Origin of the sequence: Bacillus infantis NRRL B-14911 (genome assembly GCF_000473245.1) — a bacterium.
Classification (GTDB): Bacteria; Bacillota; Bacilli; order Bacillales; family Cytobacillaceae; genus Bacillus_AB; species Bacillus_AB infantis.
This window is the reverse complement of record NC_022524.1, coordinates 3818960-3836124: the sequence shown is the minus strand read 5'-3', so window position 1 is coordinate 3836124 and position 17165 is coordinate 3818960. Positions and strand designations below refer to the sequence as shown.

The window sequence follows — 17165 nt, the reverse complement described above, 5'->3', positions numbered from 1 at the left end:
GAACCGAAAGTTGTTGGAATAATGAGAAAAATTGCGTAAAAATCTTAATTTTCTCAATAGGATATATTCTGCTTTTAACCTTGAAAAACCGCGGAAAAAAGAATATTATGTATTATAGACATAAACTTTGTGACAAATTTCGGACATTTTTTTGCTCTGCTTCGTGAAGAATATCACAAACTTTTTCTTGTACTTATAAAATAAAAACTCATAAAGCAGTGGAAGATAAGAAAAAGCAGAAGAGTTTTCGAAAATACTAATAAAGGTGGAAGTGATACGCTTTGAAAAAGCCAAAAATAGTAATTCTAGGTGCCGGCTACGGCGGATTGATGGTGGCAACACGTTTGCAAAAGCAGGTTGGAGTGAATGAAGCAGAAATCGTATTAGTGAACAAGAATGACTATCACTATGAAACGACTTGGCTGCACGAAGCTTCTGCAGGTACTCTTCATCACGATCGAGTTCGCTATGATGTTAAAAATGTCATTGACCGAAACAAAATCGAATTTGTCCAGGGTACTGCTGTTGAAATTAAAACTGAAGAAAAGAAGGTCATCCTCGAGGAAGGCGAAGTAACCTATGACTACTTGGTCGTTTCACTTGGTGCTGAGCCGGAAACATTCGGCATCAAAGGCCTGGATGTACATGCTTTCTCTATTATAAATGTGAATGCTGCAAGACAGATCCGCGAGCATATTGAATATCAATTTGCCACTTACAATACTGAAGAAGAGAAAAAGGATGAAAGGCTGACAATTGTAGTCGGAGGCGCCGGCTTCACAGGCATTGAATTCCTTGGCGAGCTGGCAAACAGAGTGCCTGAGCTGTGCAAGGAATATGATGTGGACTACAGCAAGGTTAAGATCATCTGTGTTGAAGCTGCTCCTACGGTCCTTCCTGGCTTTGACCCTGAGCTTGTCAACTATGCAGTCTCCCACCTGGAGAAAAAGGGTGTTCAATTCCTGATTGGCACTGCCATCAAAGAATGCAATGAAGATGGAATCACGGTCGGAAAAGGCGACGAAGAAGTTGAGCACATCAAAGCAGGCACTGTCGTCTGGGCTGCAGGTGTTCGCGGCAACTCCATCATCGAAAATTCCGGCATTGAAGCGATGCGCGGACGCGTAAAGGTTCAGCCTGACCTAAGGGTTCCTGGCCATGAAGATCTATTCATCATCGGCGACTGCTCATTGATCATCAATGAAGAAATCAACCGTCCTTATCCTCCTACTGCCCAAATCGCCATGCAGCAGGGAGAGGTATGCGCGCGCAATATCGTTGCACTGATCCGCAACAAGGGTGAGCTTGAGACCTTCACTCCTGATATCAAAGGTACAGTATGTTCATTGGGCGAAGACGATGCCATTGGTGTGGCTTTCGGCAAGAAATTGGTAGGATCAAAGGCTTCCTTCATGAAGAAGATGATCGACAACCGTGCCCTCTTCATGATTGGCGGACCTGGACTTGTCCTGAAAAAAGGCAAATTCAATATCTTTTAATAAAAACTGCCGGGGATCATTTCCCCGGTATTTTTGTGTCCAAAAACCAATTAGAAGCAGAGCTCTGCTACAATAGAAAGATCATTATGCATGGAGGTCATAAACGTAATGGAGAGCAAACGAGGCAAAGTGTGGCTTGCTGTTTCAGGCCTGGTTATTTCACCGGAGGGAAAGTGGCTTTTAGTTAAGAAAAAATACGGCGGGCTGAAGGGCAAATGGTCGCTGCCTGCAGGCTTTGTTAATCCAGGGGAGACTGCCGATGAAGCAGCTGTAAGGGAAGTAAAGGAAGAAACGGGCATTGCAAGCAGGCCGGTCGGCATGATAGGGCTGAGGACTGGTGTGATCCGCGGCGAGGTCAGCGACAATATGATCCTTTTTCTTATGGCGCCTGAAAAAGGCCAAAGCATCACTGTCCAGGAAAGCGAGCTGATGGATGTGCAGTTTATGGACCCTGGAGAAGCAGCGGTCCATGAAGATGCCTCGATCCTCCTCAAGTATTTGACAGAACTTAATGAAGGGGCTGCCAAACAGCTGATAGACGGCGTAAACCCTGGCGACCACTTCGGATACTCCGCATATAAACTATTTTTATAATTTTCAGAAATTATTAGAATTCATTAGATATTGTAAGATAATCTAACATGTATGCGTTTACAGAAGGGCTTTTCCGGCTAATATGAAGCTTTCCATTTTCCTCAATCCTTGATATATTATCAGAAAATTCAGTGTGTGAAGGGGATGAGCAGGATGGCAGCAATGACTTATGAAACCAAAGAATGCGACTATTGTTCAGGGAAGGGCTATTTCCAGCTTTTATTAGGCGGCTCTGAAACATGCACCTGCTGCAACGGTTCCGGCAAAAAGAAAGGATAAAATAAAACCCTGCTGACTGCAGGGTTTTTCCGTGGCTGGATTTTCCTTCGGCAAGGCCTGAACAGTTATAGTTGTTAAAAAGTGTTCACAAAATTAAAATTGACTACCTTTCGGCCATTCAGTACACTTAAAAGTGATGTTTTAAGGGGGTACTGCCTGTGCAGATGACTATTTTTGTGTTGCCAATTTCAATGCTGCTATTTTTCGTTTTATTTTTTGGAATCGGTTTTATATTGAATATGCTGCTTAGAATGTCCTGGATCATGGCCATTATTTATCCAATCATCGCTATCCTGATTGTTGACCAGGTCCGTTTCATAGAATATTTCACCAACAGCGGTGAAGCATTTCCTGAGCTGGGAAGGCTTTTGTCAGAGCTCGCCATGGCTGATGTCCTGATTTTAAGCAGCGGGATGGCTGGTGCTGTTGCAGCCGGTATTACTATTAAACTGCTGAGAAGCAAAGGCTACAGAATGTTTTAATGTAAAAGCATTCCCATATTGGGAGTGTTTTTTTTTGCTCTGTGAAACACACCTTTTCATATGAATGAGTCTAAAATCAATACAGAATACCAACAGACCCTACTATTAAAAAATATAACAAAAGGCTGAGATAGGCGACTAAAAAACTTCAGAATCATAAATTTTATAATTTTTTTTTAGGAAATACCCTTCCTGTACTAAAACCTTGATACAGCAGGCTTTATATGAATTTTACTTCTAATACAGAAGCCGCGGTATTGCCTTAATTCGAATCCTCCCAGGAATACTTTTTCTAAAGTTGGGAAATGATTAACTTGGGAGGAGTGAATTATTATATGAATAGACTAAATAAATGGACAAAGCGCATCATCATGTCAGTTTTATTTTTAGGGGCACTGCTTACCACCTTTCAATCCATATCCGGAGTAGGCGCGAAAACCCTTGAGTCCTATCAGTACGAAGGCGGCGGGGCAGCAGCTGAAATGGAAGATTATGCTTTCTCAGACCATACATATAAAACAATGGGACTTGCCTACAAATATCTTCCGAGGCTGGAAGCGAATGAGCTGATTTCCTCAGCGGAGGCGGTTACTGCCGAGCCACAGTCCTTGGAAGAAGCATTCAATTGGTCAGAATATCCCGCCAAATCTGTAGTGGCGACCGGCTATACGGCCTATTATGAATCAACAGGAAAGAATCCGGGGCACCCGTCCTTTGGCATTACATACTCTGGGGTCAAGGTAAAACGAGATCTGTACTCTACAGTAGCAGCAGACCTGAACGTTTTCCCGATCGGCACCATCCTGTTCATACCGGGTTATGGATACGGGGTCGTAGCTGACAAAGGCGGCGCCATCAAAGGTAATAAACTTGATCTATATTATGAAACCGTCGAAGACGTCTACAGCAGCTGGGGCAAAAAAACGCTTGATGTTTATGTGATTGAAGAGGGAGACGGAAGCCTGACCGAAGAGGAACTAAGCGCCCTTAACGAAAACGAATCCATGCAGGTATTCCGCCACCAGTACAGGGCTGTGGAGGAATAGGAAAAGCGGAGGCGGCTTGGCCGAGGCAGACAAGCATAAGACGCTTTAGGATAGAAGGCGGTCTTTCCCTTCAATCCTAAAGTGGCTTATGACTCGAGGCCCTAGACGCCGGAGCTGGATCAAGCAAAGCTGATAAGCCTTGTTCAGTAGAGGAACGAGGAATTGAAAGTCCGAATTTGAGGCAGTCGCAAATAAATCCGGAAAGTCGCAAATAAATCAAAAAAGTCGCAAATAAAAGCCAAAAAGAAAATAAAACCAAGAAAGAGGGAGGCCGGATCAAACGGCCTCCCTCTTTTTATCGCTAAAAGCATTCCGGATGCAGTATACGGGCGAGCCTTTCAGCGCCTTCAATCAGGCGGGGGGAAGGGCGGCAATACAGTTCTTCCTCCAGTACGAGGATTCTTTCATGTTTGACTGCCTCAAGTTCCTTCCATCCTGGCCTTTTCACGACAATCTCCGGCTTTACCTTTTCTTTGCGGACGCCTACCCATGCAAGGCAGATATAATCAGGCTGGCGGCGGAGGACGTCATCCCAATCTGTCTGGACGCTGGCGAGTTCCACATCCCTGAACAGATTGACGGCGCCGGCAAGCTCGCTGATTTCAGTGAGCCAGTTGATGCTTCCAGGGGTGAAAACCGGCTTTGGCCACCATTCCCAGTAGAGGGAGGGTTTGTACCCGGCGCCTGCCGATTTTTCCTGCAGGCTTTTAATTTTCGTCCTGAATTCGCCGGCTGCCTTTTCACCCAATCCGGGATATCCGGCAGCCTCGGCTGCTGTACCCAGGTCCCGTGCAATATCCTCAAGGCTTTGGGGATTAAGGGTAATGAAAGGCAGGTTCCTATTCCTTAATTCCCCGATATTTTTCTCCATCCCCGGCACGCTCAAGGATGCCAGTACGAGATCAGGCTTCAGCGCTTCAAGCTTATCCATATCAATTGACAAATCAGGTCCGAGCCTTGGCAGATGAAGCACTTCCTCCGGCCAGTCAGAATAGTCATCGATTCCGACCAGAAGATGTGTCAGCCCGAGGTAAGCGATAATTTCTGTGTTGCTGGGGCAGATAGATACTATTCTCATAAAAGTCTCCTTATAGATTAACTAGCATATCGAGAACAAGGGTCAAAGCAATCCCTGTCAGGCCCCCGAAAAACACTTCAATCGGTTTGTGGCCGAGGAGCTCCTTCAGTTCTTTCTGTTTTTCTTTTTCGGCCTTTTTCTGCCATACTTTCGCTTCTTCGACGAATTTATTAAAATCGTTCACAAGCTGATTCAGGACAATGGCCTGTTCACCTGCCTGCCTTCTTACACCGGTTGCATCAAACATCGTGATGATGGCAAATACAGCCGCCACCGCGAATACAGCAGAATCCATCCCGGTTTCCAGGGCGACTCCCGTGGAAAGGGCAGTGACGGCGGCCGAGTGGGAGCTGGGCATGCCTCCCGTGCTTGTCAAGAGTGACCAGTCCAGTCTCCTCGTCGCAATATACTGAATGGGCACCTTTACAAACTGTGCAAAAAAGATTGCGGCCAGTGCAGACCATAAAGGGAAGTTGAGCAATAAATCCATCGGGAAACCACCTTTTCATTTTTTGGCTGTTTTGCAGCTGCCTGGGCTGACAGGAAGCAAGTGGAGCTGGAACTTCCATTATGCCTCAGCTGCAGGGCGGAGTGCCCTTTTGTTTTTTATACCCGCCGGGGCGGAAGTTGAATACTGTAATTTATGTACATCTGATATGATATGGATAACCAGGAGTATGAATACATTCTGTGCAGGGGTGATTGCATGCTTTATCCCAAAGAATATTATGAGTTCTTCATCTGTTTCAATGAAGGCGACTATTACACTTGCCATGACCTTTTGGAGGAAATGTGGATGGAAGATAAAGCCAATCTGTTCTTCAAAGGGCTGCTGCAAATGAGTGTGGCCATCTACCATTACGAGTACGGCAATGTAAAAGGCGCCAGGCTCATGATGCGGGCTGCCCATTCTTATCTTCAATCCTACAGGCCGAAGCATTGGGGGCTGGACCTTGAAAAGGTGTACGGATTCATCTCTGCATGCCTCTCCATTATACCAGAGACTATAGATACAATTCCTTATGAGGAGGTAAAAACCCTTCCCGTCCTGCCTCATATCTATTTATTTTTGGAAGATGATTAGATTCTCGAAATAAATCACTTTATCCGATATAATATAGGTATTAATACTGGAGGTGATCAGAATGTATACAATCAAACAGGATTTGGACTTCGGTGCCGGCCATGAGGCCCTTGTCATCGGATTATTTGATAAGCCCGCCAAGCTTGAAGGCAATCTGGCAAAGGCGGATGACATTTTTGAAGGAAATCTGACAGAACTGATGAAAAGCGGAGACATTTCAGCTAAGAAAAAAGCAGTCTCCAAAATACATACATTTGGCAAAACAGGAGTCAAAAGGATTTATTTTGTAGGGCTTGGAAAAGAAAAGGAACTGGATTTTGAAGTGCTGAGGGAAGCTTTCGGAAAGGTCTTTAAGCGTTTAAAAGAAGACAGGCTGCAGGAGGCTGCGCTTTATCTTGACTCATTTACAGCGGAGGATGCAGACGCAAATGATGCGGCGCATGCTGCAGCAGAAGCTTTCGAGCTTTCAGCATATGAATTCCAGGGCTATAAGCAAAAGTCTAATGAGCCTGAAAGGAAAGTCGAAAGCCTGACCGTGTACAGTACTGCAGATGAAGCTGAGGTTAAGGCTTCACTTGAAGTCGGGACTGCCCACGGAAAAGGGACAAACTCCGCGAGGACGCTTGTAAACCTTCCAGGTAATATGCTGACAGCAACAGATTTGGCGAACTACGCGCTTGAGCTCGCAGGCAGATATCATTTCGAAGCGGAAATCCTTGAAAAAGAAGATATGCTGAAGCTCGGCATGGGCGCACTTCTTGCCGTCAATCAGGGATCTTCTGAGCCTCCGAAAATGATTGTCCTGAAATACCAGGGCAGGGATGAGTGGACCGATGTGGTCGGTCTGGTCGGAAAAGGCATCACTTTTGATACAGGCGGCTATTCACTCAAGCCGAAAGACGGCATTGTCGGCATGAAGACCGATATGGGCGGAGCTGCCGCTGTGCTTGGCGCCATGGAAATCATTGGTGAACTGAAGCCGGCACAGAATGTTGTTGCCGTCATTCCGTCTACAGACAATATGGTGAGCGGTACTGCATTCAAGCCGGATGACGTTATCACTTCCATGAGCGGAAAAACGATTGAAGTACTGAATACAGATGCAGAAGGGCGCCTTGCTCTTGCTGATGCTGTTACCTATGCGAAGCATCATGGAGCAGGCTATCTGGTAGATGTAGCGACTTTGACAGGCGGTGTGATCGTCGCGCTTGGCAATGATACAACCGGCGCATTGGCGAATAATGAGGCTCTCTATGAGCAGGTGCTCGAAGCTTCATTTGAAGCCGGAGAACCGATCTGGAGGCTTCCATTATTTGAAAAAGACAAGGCACGCATCAGGAGCAGCAAGATTGCCGATCTGAACAACTCTCCTGGACGTGCAGGCCATGCCATCATGGGCGGGGGCTTTGTCGGGGAATTTGCCGAAGGGACTCCTTGGGTGCATTTGGATATTGCCGGCACTGCTACTGTTGACAAGGCGCATGATCTCGGTCCTTCCGGTGCCACCGGAGTGATGGCCAGAACACTTGCACTTATGGTAGAACGATTTGAGCCATTTGAATAAGAACTAATTTGGCCTGGCCCTCAAGGGGTCGGGCTTTTTTCATTTTTCAATATCACCCCTGCACCGTCCTCCAATCCCTGGAAGTCCCCCGGGATCATTGACAGGCCTGCCCCTGTATGGTATTTTAATATTTGTGTTTTAGTTCTTTACCAATTTATCAGAGTAAAGCAATCAAGAAGAAGCTTACACTTCTCAACCTGCTAAAACAGGCTGAACTATTCATTCCATATACTTATACGTTTTTACATCAAGAGAGGGGATTTAACATGAATGCAGTAATAGCAGCTGTGCTTGTGATGCTGGCGCTGAGCCTTTTGCGTGTGAATGTTGTGTTTGCACTGATTGCAGGGGCATTGGTTGGCGGTTTGACTGGCGGGCTGTCTGTAGATAAAGTAATTGAAGTATTTACAAACGGGCTTGGAGGGAGTGCCGAGGTGGCCCTCAGCTATGCGCTTCTTGGCGGGTTTGCCGTTGCCATTTCCAAAACCGGGCTTCCCAACTTAATGGTGGACTGGGTGCTTGGGGTTGTCGGCAAAAACGGCGGATCCAAGGGAAAGGCCTATTCAAAGGCATTGATCGTGTTCGCGATTCTATTGATGGCCTGTTTTTCCCAGAACCTGATTCCCATTCACATTGCCTTTATTCCAATCTTAATACCGCCGCTTCTTCATGTTATGAATGAATTGAACATCGACCGGCGCCTGATTGCTTCAGTCCTGACATTCGGGCTGACTGCACCTTATATCCTGCTGCCTGCAGGCTTCGGGAAGATTTTCCACGAAATTTTGGCCAGCAATATGGCTGACAGCGGCCTTGTCATTGAAATGGGAGATATCCCAAAAGCGATGCTGATTCCGACTGCCGGTCTTGCAGCAGGCCTTATCATCGCAGTGTTCTTCTCATACCGTAAATCAAGAAGCTATGAGACTATCGAAATCGCTGCTCCGGAAAAAGGAAGCTATTCAAAAATGGCAATCCTGTTTTCCATCCTCGCCATTATCGCGGCACTTACAGTTCAGATTATCCTGGATTCTATGATATTCGGGGCGCTGAGCGGCATCCTGGTCATTTATATCAGCGGAGCAATCCGCTGGAGGGAAGCAGATGCCCTGTTGACCGAGGGAATGAAAATGATGGCTTTCATCGGCTTTGTCATGCTGGCGGCCTTTGGGTTTGCTGATGTGCTGAAAGAAACGGGCGATGTTGAGAGGCTTGTTGAGCAGGCAGCGGGAATTATCGGCGGCAGCAAGCCTCTTGCAGCTTTCCTTATGCTCCTTGTCGGCCTGCTCGTGACAATGGGCATCGGATCATCCTTCTCGACCATCCCGATTATTGCGACGATCTTTGTCCCGCTTGCCATGGAGCTTGGCTTCAGTCCAATGGCGACCATCGCTTTGGTCGGAACAGCTGCTGCTCTTGGTGACGCAGGGTCGCCGGCTTCAGACAGTACGCTCGGGCCGACGGCCGGGCTTAATGCTGATGGACAGCATAATCACATTTGGGATACATGTGTGCCAACCTTTGTGCACTATAATATTCCGCTGATTGCCTTTGGCTGGATTGCAGCAATGGTTCTATAATCAAGCAGAGGGGCTCCTGTAATGATGGAGCCCCTCTTTTTGCATATTCCTGTGTATGAACAGAAATATAGGATAATATATCCTTACATACAGAAGTGAATGGGGTGATTTTTCATGTATTTCGGAAAAGTAAGGAAAGGGGACGGGGGGCGTGTACCGCCGAACCAGAATGTGACCGCATCTTTTCCGGTCCTGCACCATGGCAATGTTCCTTATTACTCGAATCTGGATAACTGGTCGCTGCGGATCTTCGGGACAGTGGAAAAGGAAAAGGTAATCAGCTACAGTGATCTTCAAAAGCTGCCGCAGACAGAGTCCGGAAATGATATCCATTGTGTCACTGGCTGGTCAAAGCTGGATAATGTGTGGAGAGGTGTAGCTGCAAGTGAGATTGTCAGGCTGGTAAAGCTTAGAGCTGAAACATCATTTGTCATTCTGCATGCAGAGGAAGGATGGACGTCCAACCTGCCGCTTGCAGACTTCCTGAAGGAAACGAGCCTCCTGGCACACTCCCATAATGGCGAGACTCTTACCCCGGAACACGGATATCCGCTCCGCGCCGTCATTCCGCACCTTTACTTCTGGAAAAGCGCCAAATGGCTCCGCGGCATCGAGTTTTCTGTTGTGGATAAGCCTGGATTCTGGGAAAGAAATGGCTACCATAATTATGGGGATCCTTTCAAAGAAGAAAGGTTCAGCTTTGATTGACCTGGCCATGGAAAAAACCTCATCCCAATGAAGATGAGGTTTTTTATAAAAGATAAGCCCCACTATTAGCTGCAGCATCTCTTGAAGTAATCTGCAAACACAATTGAGGCAAACCCGTAATAGCTGCAGTGAGCTGTTGGTCCAAAAAGCTTCTCATAGTTCAAGGTATAAAACATCGTATCCCTCCATTGTCCAGATTTTAACTGCCGGAAGGCTCTGAGTGTTCATGGAGCCAATCGGTCAGGTAGGGAGGAAGCTGTCCGCCCGATGCAAGATTGGCGTGCCCTCCATGCTGCAAGTGAAAAGTTCTGTCTCTGCTCGAAACGAGGCCGATCACAGGCTCAACCTGTTCTCTGGGAACCAGCCTGTCTCCTGCTGTTGCTACAGCAAGCAGGTTTGCCTGGATATTAGCCAGGTCGGCTTTTCTTCCGTCGATGATGAGAGAGCCGTCCATCAGGGAGTTCCTTCTCCCGAGCTCATGGAAAATTTGTTTTAAGGCTGCTCCGGAAAAAGGGATATGGCCTGATGTCCAGGTGTTGAACCTCAGCCACTTTTCTGTGTATTTCTCATCATATGAGCGGTTTAAAAGAGAGAGGTAGTGAGATAAGTAGATAGGTGAAGTAAGCAGCCGCATGCCGGCTTCCATTAAGGGGGCCGGGATGATTCCTAGTGCATCAATGACAGCGTCAAAATCAGCCCTGCCTGTTGAAACGGCTTCAATCCACTCATCATAGGCGGGCAGGATGCTGAAATCAATTGGTGTAACAAATAGAACCAGGTTCTTGATCGGCTCCTCTGAGATGCTTGCATAGATGGCTGCAATGGTCCCGCCAAGGCAAAAGCCCATAACTGTCAGCTCTGATGCCCCTGAGTGCCTGAGCGCTCTTGCGGCGGCTTTCGCAATATAATCCCTGATATAGTCGGTGATCGTCAGGTCTTTATCTTCATATCCCGGGGCGCCAAAATCAATAAGGTACACATCATAGCCTTTATTGACAAGTACCTCGATCATGCTTTCATTTGGTGCAAGGTCCAGGATATAAGGCTGGTTGATGAGTGAATAAATCAGGAACATGGGAGTGCTGTACTTTCTTTCCGCCGGGGGGTAATGCCATAAGACCGCTTTGTTCTTTTTCCAGACTGCCCTTCTGTATGTGCATCCCTGATCGGGCTGTGCTGCCGAGAGAGTCCGGAAAAATCCTCTCCATCTCTCCTGTTCCTTCTCGGACCAGAATCCATTGGAGCTGCTGCTATTATCTCCCATTACTTTTCGATCCTTTCAAAGGCAATCCGGATTGGATTTCAGCATTTTTCTGGATATTATCCAGAAGGATGCTGAGTGCCCTGGACCGTGCTTTCCGTCTCTTCTCAGCCGGACTGTCTTCTGGTTTTTTCCTGGAAGCCGCAGTTCCTGAATCATTAACAGATTCTGGTTTGGAGGAAGGTGCTTTCAATTGCGGGTTCTGACCGGATTTAGGAAGGTCCATAGCCGGGCTGTCCGGCTTTTCTGTTAAGCCTCCTGCCCCAAGCATTTCGACCGAACTTTTTATATCGGCAAGTGTACTGGACAGTGCCATCATTTGTTCGTCAAGCTGATCGACTTTTTCTTCAACCTGAATGGCCAGTTTTGCCACCCGGGCAACATCGTTCTTTGTAGGGAAGTTTAAAGGTATGGAAAGCAACTCAACCATATTCCTGCATTGGCTGATCATACTCGCGATTACAGCTGAATTCGAGCTGGCTGAAAGCAGAAGTTCTTCTTTATTCAGCTGCTTTTTTATCAGCTCATTTAGTTCAAATTCAAGCTTCATTCCCATTTTTTTTAATGAACTGAATAATTCCTGCGCTTGTTCATTTGACATTTCGCCTGCTCCTTTCCGCTGTTTTTCTAGATGGTTGCCGTCAAGCCGCCATCTACTACAAGCGTATGGCCTGTCACATAATCAGAAGCACTGGAAGCCAGAAACAACGCTGTTCCCTTTAAATCCTCATTCTTGCCAAACCTTCCGGCAGGTATTTTTTTCAGCAATATTTTATTGGTTTTTTCCATGGATGCCGTCATTTTTGTCGGAAACAGGCCCGGGGCAATACTGTTGACCTGGATGTTATAAGGGGCGAGCTTCACAGCCAGATCCTTTGTCAGCACCATCAGCGCCCCTTTACTGGTGTTGTATGCCGGTGTATCCAGGAAGCCGGATGGAGCCCCCCTGAATCCTGTGACAGATGCGATATTGATGATTTTTCCGCTGCCCTGATCCTTCATGGCTCTGGCAGCTGCCTGGGTAAACAGGAATGCGCCCTTCACATTTACATCCATCACTTTGTCCCATTTGTCTTCCGGGTAGTCCAGGAGCGGAGCGACCCAGGAAGTTCCGCTGTTATTGATCAGGATGTCAAGCCGGCCGAAATGGCTGATCGTTTCCGCGATGACAAAGCTGATATTGTTTTCATTGGTCACGTCGCATTCCAATGCCAATGACTGGGCTCCCATGGATGCGAGTTTCTTGCTTACAGTCTGGCACGCCTCAAGATTCCTGGAACAGACGACTATATTTGCTCCTGCCTCTGCAAGTGCATAGGCCATCTGCTCGCCGAGCCCCCGCCCGCCGCCGGTGACGATGGCCGTTTTATTGGACAAATCGAAAAGTTCTTTAGTATCCATTTATGATATCCCTCCTTATTGGAACAGCTGTAAGGCTACATATGATGAATTCTGGAATACCCTGCAGGCTGCCGATTTATGCTTCGCTATATTATAGACGAGCCATCATGCAAAAGTGCAGAAAATGGTTGTTCTCCCAGCGCCTTTTCTTGCCTGGGGAAAGTATAAAAACAGCCTGTTTGGGAAAAATCAAAAATGGAAGATTTCTGGTATGCAGGGAGGCGGCCGGATGGATGAAAAGCAGATAAGGGAAATATTCGATGAAGCGGGATATAGTGCACTTGGGCAGTCATTGAGCTTCAAGCTTTGGCTTTCAGGCGTGATGGAGCATTCCGGGGCAGGAGATAATCAGCTGGAGCTCCTTTTGGAAGCATGCTCTTTCGATGATGGTGAGCCGATCCTCTTCGACCAATTTCTGTTCCAGCTCCGGCTGGTCAGCTCTGCAGATGAACGGAATTGCCTTCCCATTGGTTATTGGCAGTGAAAAATAAGAAGCAAAGAAGAGGTGCTATCATGCAGAAAAATGCAAGAGGATATGTACAGGACTCATATGGATCCCTGAATCAGGCGAAAGATTCCCTGCAGCAGGCATTATCAACGGTAGAACAGGGTTCAAACCGTGAGCGCATCGAGGAATCCCTCCAGGCGGTCGAACAGGCACTGCAGGCGTGCGGACAAACGGCAGATATATTGGAACAAAAATAATGCTGAAAAACACAGGGGAGCTTCTCCTGTGTTTTTTTTTGCCGATGAAGAACAGCCCGGCGGTGAATGCCCCGGAAAGCGGACAAATGCCCAGTCCAAAAGGCATTCGCCTGCATATGTAGTAGTGTAGGGAAGAAAATAAGGAGGTAGACCTTTTATGCATCCATATAGAGCGCCATATTATGCTGGAGGCGGTTCAAGATTTTTCTTTGGGGCGCCGTTTGTAGGCGGATTGCTTGGAGGGCTTGTCGGCAGTGCACTGTTTTTTCCGCGGCCAAGGCCATACTTTTACCCGCCGCCATTTTACGGCCCGCCATACGGCGGAGGATATCCGTATTACTGATTGATGAAGGTATGAAGTGCCATTTAACAATAGACTCTTTCTTTTAAGGCTCTCTGGTCAGGAGAGCTTTTTTCTGTTGTGCTGAAGTCCCTGCATCAGTGCTGCAGCCTGCACTTGCACTTACATCCATCTAAGCTTTAAGGTCAGGCTGCAGCACTGAGCATGGTCATCTTTTGCTTCAAATACCAGGGTGAGCCCGTCCGGTGTATATGTGACACGGGGCTGCGACTTAATTCCGGTTGCCTTGATCATCTCTTCTGCTTTTTTTGTCTGGGATTGCTGGGCAGCTGACATCAGATCATTGGAAAACTGCTTGGAAGTTGCCATCCTGTCAAGCAGTGACCTGGCATCACTCATTAGATCCTGCATATGCTTGGCCGAGCTCATAAAGGTGGCAGGATTGACAGAAGGAAACTGCCTCACGCTGGCTGTATAATAGAGCTGGCGGGGAGGCGGAGGAAAATGGCATACAGGCTGCGGGTAGCGGCTGATGCTGTTTCTTCTTCCGTAATAATAATGCGGAAACATTTATTTGGCTCCTTTCATGGAACATAATCCAGGTGCACCCATTCATTCCATCTATATGCGGCGGCCCCCTTTCTTACGATTGCCAGTGAAAAAAAAAACTGTCAGCCATCTTAATCGGTTATGTGCTTTGCAGGAAGGAATATACATTTAAGTAGCATGAGCGTATTAGTATGGATTCATAAAGATAAAAGAGGGGTAAACAAGGGTAATGGAGAATTCTTAAATAGATGGAGAGCGGGGGGAGGTGCTGAAGATGGAGCTGGATTATATTTTGCTGCTGATTGAAGAAAATGGCTATGTCGGCCTATTCCTGTGGCTCTGGTTCGGCGTCTTCGGCATCCCCGTCCCGAATGAAGTCATTGCCATGACAGTCGGGATGGTCTCCTCGATGAGTGTGCTTCATCCTCTTGGGGCTTTTCTAGTGACCTATGCCGGCATGACTGCCGCGCTGACGACCTGCTATACACTTGGCCGGTTTATCGGCCGGCCGCTGATCAAATATTTCCATAAAAGAAAACGGTTTGCAAAAATAATTGATGACTCTTTGAGGCTGATGGATAAGCATCATGCCTTTTCCCTTTCACTCAGCTATTTCATACCGGGGCTGCGCAATTTTGTCCCATTCCTCTATGGCTTCAGCAGGCTTCCATTCAAAACCTTCGCATTGTTTGCCTTCAGCGGGGCACTGCTCTGGCTTGCGGTTGCTTTCACGTTAGGATATCTGTTCGGCGATCATATAGATGCCATCATCCTTTATGGAAAAGAGGCGCTCTTGGCCGGTGCCGTCTTTGCGCTTATCATCCTCGTGATCAAGACACGCAGCAGAAGAAAAAAAGAAAAGCAAAGGGAGCTGGCGTGAGGGAGCTAAAAAAAGAAAAGGCAGCGTGCAAAAGCTGCCTTTTTGTGTGCTAATAGTGATGGCGGTGTTCAACCAGGTCAATGGCTCCCAGAACGATATGGGCAAGTCCGAAGCCGACGATGGTGTCGGACAGCGTGCTGTCTACTTTTCTGGATTGCTTCAGCGCGTAGCCTGTTGCTGTTACAGCTGTACCAAGAACTGCTGGAATTAAACCTTCACGGATATGATCCATAAATGAACACCCCTGTCTATAGTTTCGTCCATGTTTTTGCGGAACTTGATGGACATCTTTAGTTTGCCGCAGCAGGCTTTTTTTTATTTAGCTTTGTTAAACATTATTGTTGATTTTGGGCTGCATTTCAGCTGTGCTGAAATGCAGCCCAAAATCAACAAGGTACACTAACGCAGCCTTTTATTTAAGCAGTTATTTTGTATTAAATTGGCGTTCACTGACTCCGAAGCAACACACTGCTCCCGGCCTTTGGGGCAGGGAATGAAGAGCAAGGATACTTTGCCAGGTTGTCTGTCACAAGGATTGAAGTTATAGTAAAAGTACATACATAGTCATGCACCATGGTTAAAAACATGGAGGGGGAACTGGAATGATGAAATTGGAGAATACGCTGATACATGCCTTAGGAATAGAAGTGACTGAGCTTGGGAAAGGGCATGTGACAGCGACCATGCCGGTCGATGAGAGGACCAGGCAGCCTTTCGGGCTTTTGCATGGCGGCGCCTCGGTGGCTTTGGCTGAAACGGTGGCCAGCATCGGTGCATTTGAATTAGTGGACCAGGAAAAACAAGCTGTGGTCGGCCTTGAGATCAACGCCAACCATATCAGGGCAAAAAAAGACGGAGTCGTCACTGCAGCTGCCACTGTTCTTCATCAGGGAAAATCAACAATGGTCTGGGATATCAAAATCACTGATGAAGAAGGGAAGCTTGTGTGTGTTTCAAGATGCACAATGGCGGTCATTCAAAGGAAATAGCAGCATCTGGGCATGAGAATAACAAGAAAAGCCATGAGGGATTCCCTCATGGCTTTTCTTGTTTGACGCTTACCTGTGAATTTTTCTTTGTTTTTAAATCATCCTGGACGCTTACATCCGCCAATGGGACACCTGCGTTATATGCTGCACGGCTGATCAGGTGGCCGGCAACAGGGGATGTCATAAAGATAAATACAATTCCCAGGATAAGCCTTGAGTTGAAATGCCCTTCTTCTGCATAAAAATAAAGGAAGGTCCCAAGCAGAATGGACATGACACCCAATGTAGCGGCTTTGGAGGCGGCGTGGTTACGTGTGTATACATCAGGCAGCCTGATTACTCCAAAAGCCGCTACAAGGCTGAGAAAGGCCCCTATCAGGATCAGGACTATGATGATGATTCTAATGATTTCGATCACGTTCAATAATAACCCCCTTTTCCAGATATTTCGAGAAGGCTACCGTGCCGATGAATGCAAGGATACCGATCAGCAGGATGATCTCCAGGAAAGCATTGGTTTTCAGCAAGATGGAAATGAGTGCAATGACAGCTACGAGATTGATCCCGATGGCATCGAGTGCCACGATTCTGTCAGGGATGGTTGGCCCCTTGATTACACGGTAGATAAGGCCGACCATGCTAACGGAAATGCAGAGCAGCGAAATTTGTACAATCACTTCCAGCATCACTTGCTCACCTCCATGATTGCTTTTTCAAAAGAATTCTTGATGCTGCTGACCGATTCATGGACATCCCCTATATCCATGGCGTGGATATAAAGGATTCTATTATCATCAGAAACATCGATGACCAGCGTTCCCGGCGTTAAAGTGATCAGTCCCGAAAGGACCGTGATTTCCCAGTCCTCGGTCAGCTCTGTTTCAAGAGCAAAGATGCCGGGCCTGATATCAAGCTTTGGCTTCAGGATTACCTTCAGTATGGCGATATTGGATAATATCAGCTCCCTCATAAAGATCAGCAGCAGATTCAGGACAGCCGCGACCCGGAGCAGATAAAAGCGTGAATCGAAGAACCGCCTGAATGCAAAGATGATCAGCAGCCCGAAGAAATAGCCGACAAGGAATGTTACCGGGTCATAAGAGACCTTAAGGAACATCCATACAAATGCTAAAAAGAAATTCAATAAAATTTGAAATGCCATATC

General features: G+C 47.0%; 24 protein-coding genes. 14 read left to right on the top strand and 10 right to left on the bottom strand.

The window, feature by feature from the left end; all coding sequences use genetic code 11:
• Window positions 1-281: 281 nt before the first annotated feature.
• The 5 genes from N288_RS19415 (at window position 282) to N288_RS19400 (ending at window position 3900) form a co-directional block, all read left to right on the top strand.
• Entirely contained in the window at window positions 282-1499 is a 1218-nt protein-coding gene (locus tag N288_RS19415) for an NAD(P)/FAD-dependent oxidoreductase (RefSeq protein ID WP_009791430.1), read from the top strand.
• Between the two features lie 108 nt (window positions 1500-1607).
• Window positions 1608-2093, top strand: a complete 486-nt coding sequence (locus N288_RS19410; RefSeq protein WP_022544340.1) for an NUDIX domain-containing protein — start codon at window positions 1608-1610, stop codon at window positions 2091-2093.
• A 153-nt stretch (window positions 2094-2246) separates the two neighbouring features.
• A complete protein-coding gene (locus N288_RS25440) occupies window positions 2247-2372 on the top strand; it encodes a YuiA family protein (RefSeq protein ID WP_022544339.1) in 126 nt (41 codons plus the stop codon).
• Window positions 2373-2530: 158 nt separating this feature from the next.
• Window positions 2531-2854, top strand: coding sequence for a YuiB family protein (locus N288_RS19405; RefSeq protein ID WP_022544338.1), 324 nt, complete (start codon window positions 2531-2533; stop codon window positions 2852-2854).
• Window positions 2855-3189: 335 nt separating this feature from the next.
• On the top strand, window positions 3190-3900 hold the full coding sequence (locus N288_RS19400) for a 3D domain-containing protein (RefSeq protein WP_022544337.1): 711 nt from the start codon (window positions 3190-3192) through the stop codon (window positions 3898-3900).
• Between the two features lie 301 nt (window positions 3901-4201).
• On the opposite strand, the gene N288_RS19395 is transcribed toward N288_RS19400, so the two are convergent.
• Window positions 4202-4978, bottom strand: coding sequence for a cobalamin-binding protein (locus tag N288_RS19395; protein ID WP_009791425.1), 777 nt, complete (start codon window positions 4976-4978; stop codon window positions 4202-4204).
• A 10-nt stretch (window positions 4979-4988) separates the two neighbouring features.
• A complete protein-coding gene (locus N288_RS19390) occupies window positions 4989-5468 on the bottom strand; it encodes a divergent PAP2 family protein (RefSeq protein WP_009791424.1) in 480 nt (159 codons plus the stop codon).
• Window positions 5469-5684: 216 nt separating this feature from the next.
• Between N288_RS19390 and N288_RS19385 the strand changes: the two genes are divergently transcribed.
• The 4 genes from N288_RS19385 to N288_RS19370 all read left to right on the top strand — a co-directional run bounded on the left by N288_RS19385 (window position 5685) and on the right by N288_RS19370 (window position 9914).
• On the top strand, window positions 5685-6062 hold the full coding sequence (locus N288_RS19385) for a DUF309 domain-containing protein (protein WP_022544336.1): 378 nt from the start codon (window positions 5685-5687) through the stop codon (window positions 6060-6062).
• Between the two features lie 61 nt (window positions 6063-6123).
• Window positions 6124-7626 carry a leucyl aminopeptidase gene (locus N288_RS19380; protein ID WP_022544335.1) on the top strand — a complete coding sequence of 501 codons (1503 nt, stop codon included), beginning with the start codon at window positions 6124-6126 and terminating at the stop codon, window positions 7624-7626.
• 266 nt (window positions 7627-7892) lie between these two features.
• The gene (locus tag N288_RS19375; protein WP_009795442.1) at window positions 7893-9206 is read left to right on the top strand and encodes a Na+/H+ antiporter family protein; all 1314 of its coding nucleotides are present in this window, start codon (window positions 7893-7895) and stop codon (window positions 9204-9206) included.
• 114 nt (window positions 9207-9320) lie between these two features.
• Complete coding sequence (locus N288_RS19370) at window positions 9321-9914, top strand: sulfite oxidase-like oxidoreductase (protein ID WP_009795441.1); 594 nt, start codon at window positions 9321-9323, stop codon at window positions 9912-9914.
• Window positions 9915-10113: 199 nt separating this feature from the next.
• Here N288_RS19370 and N288_RS19365 read toward each other — a convergent pair whose 3' ends face one another.
• From N288_RS19365 to N288_RS19355, 3 genes are read right to left on the bottom strand one after another with little or no spacing between them, the layout of a single operon-like run.
• Entirely contained in the window at window positions 10114-11178 is a 1065-nt protein-coding gene (locus tag N288_RS19365; protein ID WP_009795440.1) for an alpha/beta fold hydrolase, read from the bottom strand.
• On the bottom strand, window positions 11168-11776 hold the full coding sequence (locus N288_RS24375) for a hypothetical protein (RefSeq protein ID WP_009795439.1): 609 nt from the start codon (window positions 11774-11776) through the stop codon (window positions 11168-11170). Before N288_RS24375 ends, N288_RS19365 begins: the two co-directional genes overlap by 11 nt.
• A gap of 26 nt (window positions 11777-11802) precedes the next feature.
• A complete protein-coding gene (locus N288_RS19355) occupies window positions 11803-12576 on the bottom strand; it encodes an SDR family oxidoreductase (RefSeq protein ID WP_009795438.1) in 774 nt (257 codons plus the stop codon).
• A gap of 229 nt (window positions 12577-12805) precedes the next feature.
• On the opposite strand from N288_RS19355, the gene N288_RS19350 reads away from it, so the two are divergent.
• The 3 genes from N288_RS19350 (at window position 12806) to N288_RS19340 (ending at window position 13624) form a co-directional block, all read left to right on the top strand.
• On the top strand, window positions 12806-13060 hold the full coding sequence (locus N288_RS19350) for a hypothetical protein (protein ID WP_156917019.1): 255 nt from the start codon (window positions 12806-12808) through the stop codon (window positions 13058-13060).
• Window positions 13061-13089: 29 nt separating this feature from the next.
• A complete protein-coding gene (locus N288_RS19345) occupies window positions 13090-13281 on the top strand; it encodes a hypothetical protein (RefSeq protein WP_022544333.1) in 192 nt (63 codons plus the stop codon).
• 157 nt (window positions 13282-13438) lie between these two features.
• The gene (locus N288_RS19340) at window positions 13439-13624 is read left to right on the top strand and encodes a hypothetical protein (RefSeq protein WP_022544332.1); all 186 of its coding nucleotides are present in this window, start codon (window positions 13439-13441) and stop codon (window positions 13622-13624) included.
• Between the two features lie 120 nt (window positions 13625-13744).
• Here N288_RS19340 and N288_RS19335 read toward each other — a convergent pair whose 3' ends face one another.
• Window positions 13745-14152, bottom strand: coding sequence for a hypothetical protein (locus tag N288_RS19335; protein ID WP_009795433.1), 408 nt, complete (start codon window positions 14150-14152; stop codon window positions 13745-13747).
• A gap of 253 nt (window positions 14153-14405) precedes the next feature.
• Between N288_RS19335 and N288_RS19330 the strand changes: the two genes are divergently transcribed.
• Complete coding sequence (locus N288_RS19330) at window positions 14406-15011, top strand: DedA family protein (protein ID WP_009795432.1); 606 nt, start codon at window positions 14406-14408, stop codon at window positions 15009-15011.
• Window positions 15012-15060: 49 nt separating this feature from the next.
• Here N288_RS19330 and N288_RS19325 read toward each other — a convergent pair whose 3' ends face one another.
• Window positions 15061-15243, bottom strand: a complete 183-nt coding sequence (locus N288_RS19325) for a hypothetical protein (RefSeq protein ID WP_009795431.1) — start codon at window positions 15241-15243, stop codon at window positions 15061-15063.
• Between the two features lie 373 nt (window positions 15244-15616).
• Here N288_RS19325 and N288_RS19320 point away from each other — a divergent pair, with 373 nt between their 5' ends.
• Window positions 15617-16000, top strand: a complete 384-nt coding sequence (locus N288_RS19320; protein ID WP_035403284.1) for a PaaI family thioesterase — start codon at window positions 15617-15619, stop codon at window positions 15998-16000.
• A 46-nt stretch (window positions 16001-16046) separates the two neighbouring features.
• Here N288_RS19320 and mnhG read toward each other — a convergent pair whose 3' ends face one another.
• From mnhG to N288_RS19305, 3 genes are read right to left on the bottom strand one after another with little or no spacing between them, the layout of a single operon-like run.
• A complete protein-coding gene (gene mnhG / locus N288_RS19315; RefSeq protein WP_009795428.1) occupies window positions 16047-16418 on the bottom strand; it encodes a monovalent cation/H(+) antiporter subunit G in 372 nt (123 codons plus the stop codon).
• Window positions 16402-16686 (bottom strand): Na(+)/H(+) antiporter subunit F1, encoded by a 285-nt coding sequence (locus tag N288_RS19310; RefSeq protein WP_009795427.1) that lies wholly within the window; start codon window positions 16684-16686, stop codon window positions 16402-16404. Before N288_RS19310 ends, mnhG begins: the two co-directional genes overlap by 17 nt.
• Complete coding sequence (locus N288_RS19305) at window positions 16686-17162, bottom strand: Na+/H+ antiporter subunit E (RefSeq protein WP_009795426.1); 477 nt, start codon at window positions 17160-17162, stop codon at window positions 16686-16688. Before N288_RS19305 ends, N288_RS19310 begins: the two co-directional genes overlap by 1 nt.
• Window positions 17163-17165: the final 3 nt, after the last annotated feature.

Bases quoted from the DNA above. Each gene is read 5' to 3' on its own strand.
- N288_RS19320 (WP_035403284.1), top strand. From the start codon at position 15,617: ATGAAATTGGAGAATACGCTGATACATGCCTTAGGAATAGAAGTGACT.
- N288_RS19335 (WP_009795433.1), bottom strand. From the start codon at position 14,152: ATGTTTCCGCATTATTATTACGGAAGAAGAAACAGCATCAGCCGCTAC.
- N288_RS19395 (WP_009791425.1), bottom strand. From the start codon at position 4,978: ATGAGAATAGTATCTATCTGCCCCAGCAACACAGAAATTATCGCTTAC.
- N288_RS19400 (WP_022544337.1), top strand. From the start codon at position 3,190: ATGAATAGACTAAATAAATGGACAAAGCGCATCATCATGTCAGTTTTA.
- N288_RS19345 (WP_022544333.1), top strand. From the start codon at position 13,090: ATGCAGAAAAATGCAAGAGGATATGTACAGGACTCATATGGATCCCTG.
- N288_RS19375 (WP_009795442.1), top strand. From the start codon at position 7,893: ATGAATGCAGTAATAGCAGCTGTGCTTGTGATGCTGGCGCTGAGCCTT.
- N288_RS19310 (WP_009795427.1), bottom strand. From the start codon at position 16,686: ATGCTGGAAGTGATTGTACAAATTTCGCTGCTCTGCATTTCCGTTAGC.
- N288_RS19305 (WP_009795426.1), bottom strand. From the start codon at position 17,162: ATGGCATTTCAAATTTTATTGAATTTCTTTTTAGCATTTGTATGGATG.
- N288_RS19350 (WP_156917019.1), top strand. From the start codon at position 12,806: ATGGATGAAAAGCAGATAAGGGAAATATTCGATGAAGCGGGATATAGT.
- N288_RS19410 (WP_022544340.1), top strand. From the start codon at position 1,608: ATGGAGAGCAAACGAGGCAAAGTGTGGCTTGCTGTTTCAGGCCTGGTT.
- N288_RS19330 (WP_009795432.1), top strand. From the start codon at position 14,406: ATGGAGCTGGATTATATTTTGCTGCTGATTGAAGAAAATGGCTATGTC.
- N288_RS19325 (WP_009795431.1), bottom strand. From the start codon at position 15,243: ATGGATCATATCCGTGAAGGTTTAATTCCAGCAGTTCTTGGTACAGCT.
- N288_RS19380 (WP_022544335.1), top strand. From the start codon at position 6,124: ATGTATACAATCAAACAGGATTTGGACTTCGGTGCCGGCCATGAGGCC.
- N288_RS19340 (WP_022544332.1), top strand. From the start codon at position 13,439: ATGCATCCATATAGAGCGCCATATTATGCTGGAGGCGGTTCAAGATTT.
- N288_RS19370 (WP_009795441.1), top strand. From the start codon at position 9,321: ATGTATTTCGGAAAAGTAAGGAAAGGGGACGGGGGGCGTGTACCGCCG.
- N288_RS19365 (WP_009795440.1), bottom strand. From the start codon at position 11,178: ATGGGAGATAATAGCAGCAGCTCCAATGGATTCTGGTCCGAGAAGGAA.
- N288_RS24375 (WP_009795439.1), bottom strand. From the start codon at position 11,776: ATGTCAAATGAACAAGCGCAGGAATTATTCAGTTCATTAAAAAAAATG.
- N288_RS19355 (WP_009795438.1), bottom strand. From the start codon at position 12,576: ATGGATACTAAAGAACTTTTCGATTTGTCCAATAAAACGGCCATCGTC.
- N288_RS25440 (WP_022544339.1), top strand. From the start codon at position 2,247: ATGGCAGCAATGACTTATGAAACCAAAGAATGCGACTATTGTTCAGGG.
- N288_RS19385 (WP_022544336.1), top strand. From the start codon at position 5,685: ATGCTTTATCCCAAAGAATATTATGAGTTCTTCATCTGTTTCAATGAA.
- N288_RS19390 (WP_009791424.1), bottom strand. From the start codon at position 5,468: ATGGATTTATTGCTCAACTTCCCTTTATGGTCTGCACTGGCCGCAATC.